Here is a 15040-nt window from a genome sequence, read left to right on the forward strand (position 1 = left end):
TTCAGCCTCCCTAGCATTTCAAAAGTTTCTTATCCCCTCACGAAGAACATCGGCATATCAATCAGAATCTTGCCCCAAGAATCTCAAGCCCAGCATGGTGATGTCATCGGACTGCTCGGCGCCGTCAGCGTGAACATCAATGTCGGCACGGATGGCAACCAGTATCTCCTCTACAGAAGCGGTGGCCGTCTCCACCTGATTCAGCTTCATCTGCAGGTGTTCCTCCCCGTAGAGGTTCCCCTCATGGTCCATGGCCTCGGTGACGCCATCCGTGTAAAAGAAAATCATCTCGCCTGGAGCAAGAGTCAGATGATACTCCAGGTATTTCACTGGATCGAAGATTCCCAGCATCATGCTCTTCTTTTCCATGCGCAGATATTCATAATTACCTTCGCGACAGATGAGCGGCGGATTGTGTCCCCCGTTCACATAGGCGAAATCACCGCTTTTCAGGTCCAGCACTCCAAAGAACACCGTCACAAACATATCTTCCTCGTTGTTCTCACAAAGTTCCGCATTGGCCTCCTGTATGACCTTGCCCCAATCCACGGCCCCTTCATCTGCCTCATGGAAAGCCGTCATGGCGCATTTCTTCAGGATGGCCTTTGATATGACCATAAAGAGGGAAGCGGGAATCCCCTTGCCAGACACATCGGCAATGGTCACTACCAGCCGCTGTTTGTCCAGCATATAGAAATCATAGAAATCCCCGCCCACTTCTTTAGCTGGAGTCATGGAAGCATAGAGATCCAGTTCCTTGCGGTTCTGAAATTCAGGGAAAATATTCGGCAGCATTCCCGCCTGGATCTTCCGTGCCCCTTCAAGCTCCCCTTCAATTCGTTCTCTCTCCTTGGCCTTCTCGATATATGATTTCAGTTCCGTGGTCATATCGTTGACAGAATCCGAAAGCACCTCGATTTCGTCCCCGGTCTTGACACAAAGGCGCGTATCTAAGTTCCCCGTGGCAATTTCCTTCACTCCGGCAGTAAGCAGCAACAAGGGCTGCACGAATATCTGAGCCGCCTTTGAACTCACAGCAGCTATGCCCAGCATAATCAAAGCCAGCAGGGCGACCATAGTCAGAATATTCTGCAGGAACATCTGGCGCATGGTCTTGGCAAAATCCCCAGCTCTGGCCATGACATACGCCTTCGACTCCCTGGCCGGTGCAACGACCTTCTCCCGCTCGATGAGAATTCCATAGCTCCAGCCGATGGTGGGCATGGGAGAATAGGCCAGGACATATTCCTTGCCGTCCGCATCCTCCACGATAGCCGTACCTGTGTCTCCGGCCATCATGGCAGCTATAGCCTTATCCGTGTTTTCAGTGAGAGGCCGCTCACCAGCAGAATACTGGCGCAAGCCATCTTCGCCCCCTGCTCCCACAGCCCAAGTGCCCTCCTGCCGGGAAGAAATTGCCACACAGCCTTTCTCGTCCAAGGCAAATTGGATACTATCTTCACTCTCATTATTGTTCAGCACCAGCTGGTAAAGCACCTTCAAGGGCGTACTCACGCCGGCCACCCCGGCAAAGACGCCATCTTCATAATAGGGAGCCGCACAGGTGATTTCCGATCCCCCCTCCACCGAAACATAGACATCAGTGACTATGGGTTTTCCTGCCGCTTTGGCTTTCAGATACCAGGGGCGGGTTTTGGAGTCATAACGCCCTTCAAGGTATACATCGAGATACTCCGCCTTGTCATTGTCCGCTCCCACGCTGTCCACCCAAATCAGGCAGCCAGTTTCCGAAGCGATATAGCAGGAGGTATCCCGATCATAGTAGCGGGCAATAAGCTCCAGATTGTCCCCGATATTGGCGAGAATTCCCACCTTGTATCTAAGGGAGGGGTCAGACATGATTTCTTCCTTAGCCCCACGAGTATAATAGATATACGGCGTGAGCCCAGGAATAAGCGGCTCATGGGGCGTAGTGAGCTCACGGGGACGGTAACGCTCACGATGCATCATTATGTTCTCCGTCATATTGGCAAGATTCCTGGCATCCGACAGTACTTCGATAATATCTTCCTCCGCCCGGCTCGACTTTTCCCTGGCTATTGATAGCAGCCTTTCCTTGGCTTCGCGCAAAGCAAATTCCTCTGAGTACTCAGCCACAGATTCGCCCATGGTCACCCCCATATGCAAAGCATCTTCTTGCACATGCCAAAGACCGGCAAAGGATACCAGCCCCAGAGCCAGAAAAGAGAGCAGCCCTACCCCCATGAGAAGCAGCATGATCTTGCGTTGAATCCCCATGCTTCTAAATGCCTTGATGAGCATACGACACCTCCCATTTTCCCGACCAGCTCATTTTCATGCTTTATTTATTCTTCAAGCTGTTTCCAAAGTCCTTCCGGGAAAACAAAAGCAGGCTTCTGTCAGAAAAAGCACCTTTTTCAGCGAAAGAAGTCCACACATAAAAAGAGAATCCCATCTGGAGGTGTCTTCTTTTGGGATTCCTTTTTATGCTCAAACAGTAAATTTTTGGGTTACCAGCTAGTCTTGCGGCTCATGGTCCTACCCCAGTCCGAAATCACCTTCCATGCCTGGCAGCTTACGCCTGTGATATGATACACAGTCTGTTCGCCGTAGGCCGTCTCGCGGACGTAATTGCCGTCGCCGCCCATGAAGAATTCATAACGTATGCTGTCACTGGGGAACTCCAGGATGACATACTGCCCCTCAGGCGTTTCCCAAGGCTTCGCATGCTCGAAATACGCCCCGTCCATGATCTTCTCAACATAAGGCTTCGCGTTGAATCCGTCACGGTAGGCCACCGTGCCATATTCCAGCGAGGTGATGTTATAATCATCGTAACTGTCCCAGATCCGGCCGAGCATATCGCCAAGGGTGCACTCCGAACTCTCAGCGTGGACCACCGGCACAGCATCCAGGACAACGTCCGCGCCGCCGAATGTAATCAGGGAAGCCGAAAGCAGTACAGAAGCAGCAATCTTTTTGAGGTTCATTTTCTCTCCTCCTCCGCATCACAATACTTGTCAGCATTTCTGCCACAGCCTCAAAGATCTTTATGCTTCATTTTGAGAGGTGCTTCCACTATGCGCAATGCCGCCGAACCGTCATCATTGGCCTGCATGACGGCCCTGCTGCCAAAAGGCAGGCAAAGATTATTCTTACCATGCCCTACTGGTACCCCCTTCAGCCATGGCTTGCCGGAGAGCTTGGCATAGTACGAAAGCACCTTATCCAAATGGAAGTCACCTTCTTCGTAATCATCCTCTGCGCCAACGAAGTCTCCTACCACTACGCCGCTTACGCGAAGCAGGAGGCCATTTTGCCAAAGCTGCTGAAGCATGCGGTCAATCTTATAGGTGTCCTCTCCCACATCTTCAATAAATAGAATAGCCCCCTCTCCCTTCACTTCTTACGGAGTGCCTATGGTGGATGCCAGAATAGACAAATTGCCGCCTATGATCTGTCCCTCAGCACTTCCTGGCTGAATTGCCTGAAGCTTGATCTCTTTTGGCAGGGGAATATCGTCTGGATACAGTTTGCCGCTTAAGGCCTTGGCAAAATTTTCCCGGGTATAATCCGTGTCAGAAGCTTTCTTCCTGAACGAAGTAAGCATAGGCCCGTGCAATGTTGCCAGATGACTGTTCTGATTCAAAGCCACGTGCATGGCAGTTATATCGCTGTAGCCTATAAACAGCTTGGGATGCTGCCTGATGGCTTCATAGTCCAGCTTGTCCAAGACCCTGGCCGAGCCATAGCCCGCCACGCAGGCAGAGAATAGCGTCAACCTCATCATCACGGAAAAAGTTATTGACATCAGCGGCCCGCATCACATCAGGTCCCGCAAAATAGCCATAATTCGCCTTGCATGAAGGTGCCAGTTTTACTTTATATCCCAATCTCTCCAGATACTTGATAGCATTTCCAAAATCATCTGTCCCCACATTAGAAGCGGGGGCAATAATACCAATGGTATCACCTGGCTCCAGTGCATAGCCGCACACCATCGCCGTTTCCTCTGCCATTGGGGCAGCTTGGGCAGCAGGCATATCTGGTACAGCCACAGTCAAGGACGCTGCCGCCAGCATGATTCTCAGGACTGCAGAACTGAATGATCTTCTCATGTGATCACAATCCTCTCTTGCAAAGCCAAGTTCCAAAACTGTTGCAGAATAGCAGCGCAAATTAGGTTCAACTCCAATTCCTCTTGGTCTTTTCCCACAGGGACTAGCTCCGCATCGCACTAGGCGGGAGATATCAGCTCACCACCTGTTATGATATCCGCCCCCCAGTTACATAGCTGGGGGACATCTTATTCAGAGTTATACCGAGTTATAAGTATCTGCGTCTACCTGCTTTTCGCAGGCTGCCACAAGCATTGCCGAAGTGATATTTCCCACTACGCTCTGGGCCGTGCCAGGCATATCCATAAGCGGCTCAATGCCGATGAAATGCATGACTGCAGCTCCCGGAATTCCCATGTTTTCCAAGATAGAAGGCATGACCAAAAGCCCCACCCCGGTCAACGCCATCAAAAACTCCACAAAAAAGAGAGAAAACAGAAAATCTGCATCAAGGGTTACATCAAAGGTACGAGCCAGCATCATGGATACCACAGAAACATAGTAAGCTGTGCCGTCCATATTGAACTGCATGCCTACAGGAATGGCAAATTTGCTCATTCTTTCGTTAATACCCATTTTCTCTGTGCAAAAGGAAAGGGTAGCCGGCAAACAAGCATTGGAACTGCTGGTAGAAAAGGGCAGCAAACTGAAAGGTATAGCTTTTTTCAAAAAGGGGAGCGGCGAGAGCCTGGCGGTCAGGGCAATAAGAGCTGCAGAAATGATGAAACATAAAGGAAGCCCCAAGGCGGCCCCCACCAACAGCCTTCCATAGGCCACCAGCCCCCAGGGCCCCACATGAAGAATCAGCTCGGCCGTGGAAATCCCCACCATGAAGGGCAGCAGATGGCTCATGGCTCCGACGACCTCCATGGTAAATCTGCTCAGAAACTCCACCCCATCCCTGGCCCAGGTCAATTCTCCCTCCATACGGTTCAAGAGCACGCCAAAAAAACAGGCCAGGAAAAGAGTCTGCATGATATTGTTGGTTTCAAAAGGAGAGACAAGATTGCCGGGCACGATGCCTATAAGCAAGGCGCGAATGCTAAGCCCGGCTGCTTCCGGGGCCGACTCGCCAGCCATGATGACATCAAGCATCTCCGTCATCCCACCTATGCAATAGCCCACCAGAAGTCCTGCCGCCACATAAAAAGCCAACTTGGCCAGTGACCACACAACCAGGCGCCAGCCAATACGTCCTAAGCTGGCCGAATCGGACATACTGATTATTCCTGATATAACCGAGAAAAAGATCATGGGAGCCACTGCCATCATCAAAGCACTTACAAATACAGACTCCACTGATTCAATGAAAACTTTGTCAATCCATATGTTGGTCTCAGGACTTGCAAAAGCATACAGCAATATCCCTGCCAGAGCCCCCACAATCAAGCCCAGGAATATGTTGCGCACCTCACTGCCAATCGGCTCACAAGGTGAAATATATACCACATTCTGCCTGTCAGACCACTTTCTGGCATAGCTCATCTTCTTGCGGTGTGCTCGCAAGAGGGCATAAGCAAGAAGATCTTCTTCATTATCATCGGACCAGCGAACCAGTGGGTTGCATTCATCCCCCTCTGCCACAAAAACCAGCCTCACATCACCAAGACGCTTTTTGATGTAAAGGCACGCACTGAAAGCGTCAGGATCGACCTCACGCCGGGAAAAACGCACGAAAAGTTCTTCCACCAGCATCTGGGCCACATATATTTCGTCCTCTTTCAGTTTCTCCCTAGCAAGATTTGCCAGCAGCCAGTCCATAGCATCGGAGAAATTCTCCCTGTTTATGATCAAACCATCCATTTTGTTTACCCGCTGCCTGTTATGGTATTCGCAGCCCCCAGCTACAAAGCTGGGGGACATCTTCTTCCGAATTATGTCATCGACTCCGCCACGTCAGCAAATACTTCACGCTATCCGTCCTGGCCTTCTGACATCACAAATCATCCAGGGATTCCCGCATATCCAGAAGCGTATCCATATCGCTGTCTTTCAGCACGGTCTTCACCGCCCCGGAGGGTCCTGCCACCGTGAACACCTTGCCTTCCCTCTTGGCCTTCTTCAGCAGGCGCAGAAGCACACGAAGACCGGCACTGGAAATATAGACTACGCCGCTCATATCCAGGACAGTCTTCTCCTCACGTCCCACAATCACCTCACCGCTCTGGTAAACCGAGTCAGCGGTTGAAATATCAATACGGCCTTCAACGCGCCACACCAGCCAGCCGTTTTCCAATTTCGTTTCCTGCTGCACAACTTCGCTTGCCATGATATTATCCTCCTCTAAATATGCAAACATTCTTATATTGCGTTGTAATTCTACAGAAATGGGCACAATTCCTGCCCATCACCTGCATTCCACTCAAAAAGACGAATACAGTTATCGATTTCCTTTTCCGCCCCCACTTATGGAAGTGGACTCAAAGTCAATTTCGACGCCATGCGCGATGACAGCAAGGAACTTGGCTTCACCAGCAAAGCTCATAACGGCCTGCTCCATGAAAACTCCTACAAGCAGGACTCCACTGGGAAGACCTTCAGCCAGCAGGAATTCATGGACTTCCTGCACAAAAAGTATCCGAAAGTGAAGTACCCTCGCACAAAGCAAAAAGCCGCAGGAACAACTCCTGCGGCTTTATTTTATGTGGATTTCCGTCTTCAGTCATTGGGAAAAGCTTTCTTTTCTTCCATGCAGAGCCCGACCTCCTGCAGGATGGCGAATATCTCCTTCTGGCTTCGGGACTTCATGATGACCTCCCGCTCCGCTTCCGTAAGGCGGGAGATGGGACCTGCCAAGGACAGGGTAAGCTCCGCCTCCTGATTATCCAGCCATTCTTTCCCTGCGGCTCGGGAAGTGACGAAGGCGAAAATCTCCTTCACCTCACCGCAGAACTCGCGGAAATAATCATCGTAGGCGGCTTTCGCCCTTGAGGCGCAGCCCCCCCTGCAGATGAAGGCGTAGGGGCAAAGCCGGCATGCCTCCATAAAATCCACGGTGCGGGTGCGCCACTTGGCCTTGGCAAAGTCCCATAGGAAACGCCTCGTCTCCGGGTCGGCAATGCCAACTGCATCCTCCTCTTTCCCCACCGTATCCCAGCAGGAATAGACCTTGCCAAAGGGGTCCAGCACCAGCATACCCTTCTCAGAGCCGCAATAGCCAGGGTCAAAAGCCGGGTATCCCTCCTTTTTGAAAAAATCCCGCAGTTCGCTGTCTATACCGCTGTACTGAGACTGAAGGCTGATAGCCTCATCGATGGTGAAACCGTACTTCATCAGCTCCTCCAGAATGTCCTGCTCGGCAATGTCCTTTTCAGGATGAGAGTCATCATTGGTGGCCTTGAAGTAGTAGCTGAAAGCGGCCCGGTTCTCGTCCTTTTCGAGTAACCCCCGGGTCTTCATATCATCTATGAGTGCTCCGATGCCATGCAGGTTCTCCTTGCCCACGTTCACCCGAAGGTTCACTTCCACGCCATGGGATAGGGCCAGCTTCACATTCTCGAGAATACGGTCATAGGTGGGCAATCCGTCCTTGTGGACGCGGCGGCGGTCATTTACCTCTGCCACGCCGTCCACTGTAATCTGGAGGTCCTTCACCTTGTATTCTTCCATGAAATCAATATATGCATCAAGCTCGTAACCATTTGTTATGGCGCCTATGTCCATGTCCAGCGCTTTGCATCGTTCCGCGATTTTTCTTGCCACCGGAAGGTTCTTTTCCAGGAAGGGTTCGCCGCCGTAGAATGTACAGCCTCTCAGAGCATAGCCCCTTTTTTTGTAATCTGCCAGCGCCATAAAAATCGTATCTATCATCTCTTCGCTCATGGTGCTGTCCAGCCAGTCCTGCCCTTTTTTCAGCCGATGCTGCTCGAAGCAGTATGGGCAACGGAAATTGCAGTCGTAGGTGGGCATGATGACAAGAGAGACACCGCCGCGTCCGAAGACGTTTTTATGGATGTGGGACAGGAGTACCAGATCAGCCAGCTCTCCCGCCTCATCCTTCCGGGTGATATGCCCACGAAGCGCAAGACGCTCCCGCAGTGCGAAAGGAAGCCCTGCGAAGTCTCCGGCTTTGAATTTTTCCGCTTCCTCCGCCTTCACCACATCCATAGCGCCATACAGCCCGTTCACCAAAAGGACGCGATCATCAATCTTCTTCCCCTCTCCGTCCATCAGGGGTAAAATGATTTCATAGGAGCTTGTTCTCATAGATTCAGTCCTCTCCGCAAAACCGCCGCAGAATCCTTCCTGCGGCGGTTTTACTGCTCTCGTTTATCTGATACTGATTGATGTCCTCAATGTCCTTTGCAACGATCTGTACAACCCTTGGTTTCGCAACGATTGCAATCAGAATAGCAGCCGCCTCCGGCCGCGCTCTTGAGCATCTCGCTGTCCAGTTCGATATCATCAAACTCAGACAGGTATGCCTCCGCTTCCTCCACTGTGAACTCGATGCCATGCTCCTTCGCCAGCTTCATCAGTGCCTCTGGCGTATCACACCGCATAGCCTCTGCGAGAACCTCCCGCGAGATTTCTTTTCCGTCGATCTTTGGCATGTTCATATTCTCCTTTCTGTAGCTAACGTCAAACCTCAACGTATCTTGCAACGAACTGGACAGCTCTTGATGTCGCAATGATTGCAATCAGAATAGCAGCCGCCTCCGGCTGCGCTCTTGAGCATCTCGCTGTCCAGTTCGATATCATCAAACTCAGACAGGTATGCCTCCGCTTCCTCCACTGTGAACTCGATGCCATGCTCCTTCGCCAGCTTCACCAGTGCCTCTGGCGTATCACACCGCATAGCCTCTGCGAGAACCTCCCGCGAGATTTCTTTTCCGTCGATTTTTGGCATGTCGATTTTCTCCTTTCTGATAACCAGCAATAAGGGCACCATCTTCAGTATCGCCAACACGAAGTTAATGCATAGATTTTTAGATTTTATTGTCATTAAACTTCTACAAAAGGTGCTGTATTTCCTGCCTGTCTGGGATAATACCGATACCACAAATCAACTGAAGATGCGGCTGATTCCTAAGAAAATTTCTTTTTATACATGGGGCATTCCGACGATGCCCTGACAGCAGGACAGGGACGGCAGCGCCGATAATAGCAGCAGCGTTTGCAGGCGAGGTTTGCTGTATCCCGGAGTTCCCGAAGAGAGGTTGATTCCTCCCAATAGGACAATAAACTTCCCCATGCCTCCCCACCCTCCATGCACAGGCAGGGGGAGAAACTGCCCTCAGCTTTCAGGGCAGCGAAGGATAGTCCTGCCTCGCAGCCGCCTTCTATGCCACGATTGGGGTTCTTTGTGGGGTCTTCCCCACCGAGGAAGGCGGCAAGATGGGAGAAGCAGTTCTCCAGGGAAATCTTCATCTTCCCGGGTTCCCCCTCTTCATCCTCATGGTATCCCATGGTTTCCCGCAACTCCCGGATGAGGTCTGCCGCCTCCTTTATCTCTTCTGCCCCAAGAAGCGAAGGGCTTTTCCCTTGGCATGGTTTCTCCCCCGTCACCATGAATTCCGCAACTCCGAGCCGTGCCATGAGCCTTGCTGCCCGTACCATATGGGAAAGTTTCCCTGCCTTCAGGAAATACCTTACCCGCACCTTGGGAAAGCCCATGCCGCAGAGCTTCCTGACTGTCCAAAGGGCATAGCTTTCCACCAGGAAGCTGTCCGCCCCCGCCTTCACCAGTTCCCTGAGCCGCTGCCTGCTAAGGTTCTCCTTTAGTACGATTTCTGCCCTGATTCCTATTTCCCTGCATTCCTCCAGAAGATTGACAAGGGATGCATAGGCCTCGCCGCCATGGAAGCGCACTCTCCCCACCCGGGTTTCCCCGCATTCACGGAGTCTTGACAGGGCAGTCTCCTTCGGCATGACCGTCTTTCCTGCCGCCAGTTCCATATCCAGCCGCACAGGGCGCTCATAGGCATCGAAATAGCGGTGATTGCGGTAAGGCGTCTGCTCAAGATACGCCTTGGCTTCAGCAATGCGCCCGTCCTTGTAGACCAGCTTGAAGTAACTGATCAGAGTCTGGACGAAGGGCTCTCCCTCCGGGCGAAGCCTGATCCAACGGCGCAGGGCTTCCGCCTTCGAGGGCAGGCACAGCCCTGCCTTCTCCAGACGGGCGATGTACTTGTCCACCAGCAGGGGATGGCGCCAACGGGAGAAAACCTCCACGCCGAGCTTCGGCAATACCCCCGTGGGGGCAAGATCGAAATTAACAGCCGTGCCGTGGTCTTCCTTCCATGGCTCCGTTGCCGCCCGAAAGGCCTCCACATCCCCCGGCCAGCCTATGGGGCCAAGGCTGGGAGCAATGTCTTCCCAACACTGATAGAACACCACGATGCGCATGATGTCCAGTTCTCCACGGCTTGTCATGGTGCCAACCTGCTTGATGTGGGCACCCTTCGGCAGGACCTCCAATACATGATCAAATGTGCCCCGGAGCCTCCTGGCGCGTTCCTCCCCAAGGAAGGGGGGCAGGAGGCTGTCCCAAAAGTCTTCCCTCTGCATTTCATCAAAATCCATCTGAGCAAAAAGACATGGCTCGATGGTACTACCCTGACGGGCAGCCTTCAGGAATTCCCCATAGTCGATTTCGTACCAGAAGTTGGTTGCGCCGGGGATGCTGTCATCGTCCAGATTCATGATGTAGTCCACATACCGGGCCTCATCCCCCAGCCGCACCTCCAGCCCCGCGCCGTGGCTGATGTCATCACCGTATTGCGCCTCTATGCTCTTTAATGCCTCAAGACAGGTTTCGTCCATAATCTCAGGTATCGGATGACATCGAAGGTGCGCCAGCCATTCCTTTACTGTCCGGTTCTGTACTTTCATTTATCCGATCCCTCTCCTGCTACACCAATCACGTTACCTGACGCTTGACATCTGAACTTATTGCAGACTGACATTTTTCCACCTTTTTATTAACACGCCGCCTGTTATCAAACGTCACTTTCAGACCTTCAGATATTTCTCCTCATCAAGCATATTGTTTTTCCTGGCCAGCAAAAGGACATCAGCCACATTGCCGGACACATTGTTTACCGTGTTCAGCATATCAGTCAGGAAGTCTACGCAAAGAAAGAACATCACAGCAGATGGAGGTATACCAACAGCTGCAAAAACAGTTCCCATGGCCATCAATCCCCCTCCCGGCACTGTGGGAATAATATAGGAAATTATAAAAACGTACAAAACCAGATACAAGATAAATTCCCTATTGATAGGCAACCCCAGCACCTGGGCCATCATAATCGTTGGCAAAGCCAAGCAAAAACAGGTACCGGTCTGATGAAGCTGGATGCCAACTGGAATTGCAAAAGAAGCCAGCCTTGGCGATATCCCCAGTTTCTTGGTGGCTAAATCAAGGGTGTCTGGCAGGGAGCCAGTTGAACTGCAGATTGCCATAGGTATGGGAGCAAAGGAAACTATTTTTTTCAAAAAAGCCAGCGGCTTTATTCGTCCGTAAAATGCTAAAATAACTGCCCATAGCCCCCATACCAGGATCAGCCCCAGGAAGGACCCCAAAATGATTTTGCCCAGGTTGACAAAAATTCCTATCTCAATATGCACAGCCACGCCCATCATAGTAATAAAAATAAGCCAGGGCCTGGATTGAATAATGATGCCCATGACACTCATGCAGAAACTGTTCATGAATTCAATGATTTCCCTGGCTATGTTTGCCTTTTCACCCAATCTGTTCAGCACCACACCAAAGAAAATAGCCAGAAAAAGAATCTGCACAAGTTTCCCATCCTTGAAGGGGTCAACCAGATTGTTGGGCATTATGCCCATAAATATGTTACTCAGTGAAAAAGCTTCCCCGAGAAAATCTCCCCCACTGTTTTCAAACAGTGGCACCATATAGGAAAGCTCATGGGGAAAGAGCAATAAAGCTGTTGCTACACTAAGCACAGACGTCAACATCATCAGGACCAGCGACTGCCCAATCAGCCGTCCTCCCATCTTGCCAATATCTGCTGTCTCGGCAAGATTTGTAATGCCTGCAATGATGGAAAAGAACACTACCGGCTCTATCATCATGTCCAGGGCGTTCATGAAGAAAACCGTCACCGGCTCTCTAAGATATCTGTCCACCAGAAGGACTGTCTCCGGAGAAAAGGCAGTCTTTAGGAGAAAGCCACAGACCATCCCCAGGACGGTGGACGAGAAAATCATGTACAGGAGATTCACGCCACCTTCGTGTACCTTGATGGAAACCACATTTGCCCCGTTGCGCCGTGAATAGCCCAGGCGATCCCGGTTGGCTTTCAGCACATTCACGTTGTAAAGGTCTGCTTCATCTTCCACCCATTCTGTCAGGGACATAATGGGATTGACAGCCTCACCTTGGGCGGTGATTATCAGGCTTATATCACCGAAACGCTTCCTGACAGTGACATCTGCCGTCATTTGGGGATTGTTCATACCAGCCTGAAGCCTTAGAAAGGTTTCTTCCAGCACCATTTCCCCCCGGCGCATTTCCTCTTCAGTCAGTTTTTTGCCTGTGGTTTGGAAAAGATATGCCATAATCTCAGGGATGTCATCCTGAGGCAGGTGAAAAATCCTTTTTTCCACAAATATCATCCTTTCCAGCGTTTATTTCGGCAAAATCACAAATCATTCAAGAATTCCGCATTGCTGTCGTTAGTGTCCTGTTTGTGACAAACGTCCGGCTCCTGCCAGCCAGCGCAACTTTAGTCATTTGGAAAAATCTTTCTTTTCTTCCATACAGAGCCCTATCTCCTGCACAATGGCGAATATCTCCTTATGGCTCCGCGACTTCATGAGGGTCTCCCGCTCCGCTTCCGTGAGGCGCGAAAGGGGACCTGCCAGCGACAGCGTGAGCTCATCTTCCTGGGTTTCCAGCCATTGTATCCCTGCGCACCGGGAAGTGATGAAAGCGAACGTCTCCTTGATGTCGCCACAGAACTCGCGGAAATAGTCACCGTAGGCGTTCTTTGCCCTTGACGCGCAGCCGCCCCGGCAGATGAAAGCGTATGGGCAAAGCCGGCATGCCTCCATCAAATCAGTCGTGCGGGTGCGCCACTTGCACTTGGTGAAGTCCCACAGGAAACGTCCCGTCTCCGGGTCGGCAATGCCCACCATATCTTCATCTTTCCCCACCGCATCCCAACAGGCATAGACCTTACCGAAGGGGTCCACCACCAGCATGCCATACTCTGAGCCGCAGTAGCCCGGGTTAAAGGATGGGTACTCCTTCTTCTTCAGCAAGCTCCTCAGATTGTCAGCAAGACCGCTGCAGCTGCTCTGGAGGTCGATGGCCTCTTCGGCAGTAAAGCCGTACTTCAAGAGCTCTTCGAAGACCTCCCAATCGGAAATGTTTTTTTCAGGATGCACGTCGTCGGTGGCAGCCTTGAAGTAATATTTGAAGGCTGCACGTTTCTCATCTTTTTCGAGGAGCCCCCGCGCCTTCAGGTCGTCTATAAGGGCCCCGATGCCATGCAGGTTCTCCTTACCCACATTCACCCTAAGGCTCACTTTGGTTCCACGTGATAGCGCCAGTTCCACGTTTGCGAGAATGCGGTCATAGGTGGGCAAGCCCTCCTTATGTACACGACGTCGGTCATTCACCTCTGCCACTCCATCCAGCGTAACCTGGAGGTGATCCACCTTGTATTCCTCCAGGAAATCAAGATATGTGTCAAGCTCATAGCCGTTGGTGATGGCATCGATGCCAATGTCCAGCGCTTTGCAGTGCTCCGCAATCTTTCTCGCCACTGGAAGATTCTTTTTCAGGAACGGCTCACCGCCATAGAACGTGCAGTCCCTTAAAATGTAGCCCCGTTTTTTGTAATCCTCCAGCCCGGCAAAAACCGTCTCCATCACCTCTTCACTCATGGTGCTGTCCAGCCAGCTCTGCCCCCTTTTCAGCCGATGCTGCTCGAAGCAGTACGGGCAACGGAAATTGCAGTCATAAGTGGGCATGATGACTAAAGCGATATCTCTGCGTCCGAAAAGGAGCCTATAGACGCGGGACAGGAGCGCAAGATCAGACATTTCTCCTGCCTCATCCTTCCGTGTGATATGCCCGCGCAGCATAAGACGTTCCCGCAGTGCCATAGGCAGTCCTGCAAAGTCCCCGGCTTTGAATTTTTCCGCTTCCTCTCCACTCACCACATCCATCGCACCATACAGCCCGTTCACCAGGAGGACGCGGCCCTCGATTTCCTTCCCCGCCCCGTCTGTCAGTGGCAAAATGATTTCGTAGGTGCTTGTTCTCATACTGTCATCCCTCTCCGCACAAACGCCGCAGCATATTTTCTGCGGCGTTTGTGCTTGTCTCGTTTATCACTTTCCAAAGCGGGTTGAAAATTTTTATCTTATTTCAGGAACTGTTTTGCGTAACTACTTGCTTATGATTGGTTTATCAGCCTATTCCGAGAGCGAAACTATAATCACGAATACAATCACAGTCTACATTTGCTTAAAGCATCTCCCCAGGCGCTTCTGCCGCCCGCAACATTCTTCAGCATCTCGCTGTCCAGTTCTATTTCCTCCATTTCGGCGAGAAAGGCCTTTGCCTCCTCCGCCGCGATTTCGACCCCCTGCTCCTTTGCCAGCCTCATCAGTTCTTCCGGCGAATCACACCGCATGGCAGCCGCAAGAAGTTCCCGGGAGATTTCTTTTCCGTTGACTTGTGGCATGATGATTTCCTCCTTCTAACAAAACTTTACCCCTGCTTTACGTCGGGGGGACAAAACAATCAGACCAACCGCCACCTGCGACCTTTTCCAGCATCTCGCTGTCCAGGTCTATTTCTTCCATTTCGGCGAGAAAGGCTTCTGCCTCCTCTGCCGTCAGTTCAATGCCCCGCTCTTTTCCCAGCTTCACCAGATCTTCCGGTGACTCGCACTGCATGGCCTCTGCGAGAATCTCCCGGGAAACCTCTTTTCCGTTGACTTGTGGCATGATGT

Annotated in this window: 15 protein-coding genes; all 15 read right to left on the reverse strand. The window is 51.6% G+C overall.

The features are described 5' to 3' along the window. Positions 1–57: 57 nt before the first annotated feature. On the reverse strand, positions 58–2283 hold the full coding sequence (locus BLW59_RS11870) for a SpoIIE family protein phosphatase (RefSeq protein WP_074697963.1): 2226 nt from the start codon (positions 2281–2283) through the stop codon (positions 58–60). Positions 2284–2492: 209 nt separating this feature from the next. Further along, entirely contained in the window at positions 2493–2972 is a 480-nt protein-coding gene (locus tag BLW59_RS11875) for a hypothetical protein (RefSeq protein WP_074697964.1), read from the reverse strand. Positions 2973–3022: 50 nt separating this feature from the next. After that, positions 3023–3385 (reverse strand): hypothetical protein, encoded by a 363-nt coding sequence (locus BLW59_RS17130; protein ID WP_081348516.1) that lies wholly within the window; start codon positions 3383–3385, stop codon positions 3023–3025. Positions 3386–3388: 3 nt separating this feature from the next. Beyond that, a complete protein-coding gene (locus BLW59_RS17135) occupies positions 3389–3715 on the reverse strand; it encodes an LD-carboxypeptidase (protein WP_175463426.1) in 327 nt (108 codons plus the stop codon). Beyond that, a complete protein-coding gene (locus BLW59_RS17140; protein ID WP_081348518.1) occupies positions 3696–4100 on the reverse strand; it encodes an LD-carboxypeptidase in 405 nt (134 codons plus the stop codon). Before BLW59_RS17140 ends, BLW59_RS17135 begins: the two co-directional genes overlap by 20 nt. A gap of 198 nt (positions 4101–4298) precedes the next feature. Next, entirely contained in the window at positions 4299–5903 is a 1605-nt protein-coding gene (locus BLW59_RS11885) for a dicarboxylate/amino acid:cation symporter (RefSeq protein WP_074697965.1), read from the reverse strand. A gap of 133 nt (positions 5904–6036) precedes the next feature. Further along, positions 6037–6369, reverse strand: a complete 333-nt coding sequence (locus tag BLW59_RS11890; protein WP_074697966.1) for an STAS domain-containing protein — start codon at positions 6367–6369, stop codon at positions 6037–6039. Between the two features lie 389 nt (positions 6370–6758). Beyond that, complete coding sequence (locus tag BLW59_RS11900; protein WP_074697968.1) at positions 6759–8306, reverse strand: radical SAM/SPASM domain-containing protein; 1548 nt, start codon at positions 8304–8306, stop codon at positions 6759–6761. Positions 8307–8392: 86 nt separating this feature from the next. Continuing rightward, complete coding sequence (locus tag BLW59_RS11905; RefSeq protein WP_074697969.1) at positions 8393–8653, reverse strand: hypothetical protein; 261 nt, start codon at positions 8651–8653, stop codon at positions 8393–8395. A 35-nt stretch (positions 8654–8688) separates the two neighbouring features. Next, positions 8689–8949, reverse strand: coding sequence for a Nif11-like leader peptide family RiPP precursor (locus BLW59_RS11910; RefSeq protein ID WP_139283663.1), 261 nt, complete (start codon positions 8947–8949; stop codon positions 8689–8691). Positions 8950–9128: 179 nt separating this feature from the next. Continuing rightward, complete coding sequence (locus BLW59_RS11915; RefSeq protein WP_074697971.1) at positions 9129–10934, reverse strand: hypothetical protein; 1806 nt, start codon at positions 10932–10934, stop codon at positions 9129–9131. Between the two features lie 120 nt (positions 10935–11054). After that, complete coding sequence (locus BLW59_RS11920; protein ID WP_175463427.1) at positions 11055–12680, reverse strand: dicarboxylate/amino acid:cation symporter; 1626 nt, start codon at positions 12678–12680, stop codon at positions 11055–11057. 123 nt (positions 12681–12803) lie between these two features. After that, positions 12804–14348 carry a radical SAM/SPASM domain-containing protein gene (locus BLW59_RS11925; RefSeq protein WP_074697973.1) on the reverse strand — a complete coding sequence of 515 codons (1545 nt, stop codon included), beginning with the start codon at positions 14346–14348 and terminating at the stop codon, positions 12804–12806. A 185-nt stretch (positions 14349–14533) separates the two neighbouring features. Continuing rightward, a complete protein-coding gene (locus BLW59_RS11930; RefSeq protein WP_074697974.1) occupies positions 14534–14770 on the reverse strand; it encodes a hypothetical protein in 237 nt (78 codons plus the stop codon). Between the two features lie 37 nt (positions 14771–14807). Further along, positions 14808–15035 (reverse strand): hypothetical protein, encoded by a 228-nt coding sequence (locus tag BLW59_RS11935; RefSeq protein WP_074697975.1) that lies wholly within the window; start codon positions 15033–15035, stop codon positions 14808–14810. Positions 15036–15040 lie beyond the last annotated feature (5 nt).

Origin of the sequence: Selenomonas sp. KH1T6 (assembly GCF_900108415.1) — a bacterium.
GTDB lineage: Bacteria > Bacillota > Negativicutes > Selenomonadales > Selenomonadaceae > Selenomonas_B > Selenomonas_B ruminantium_A.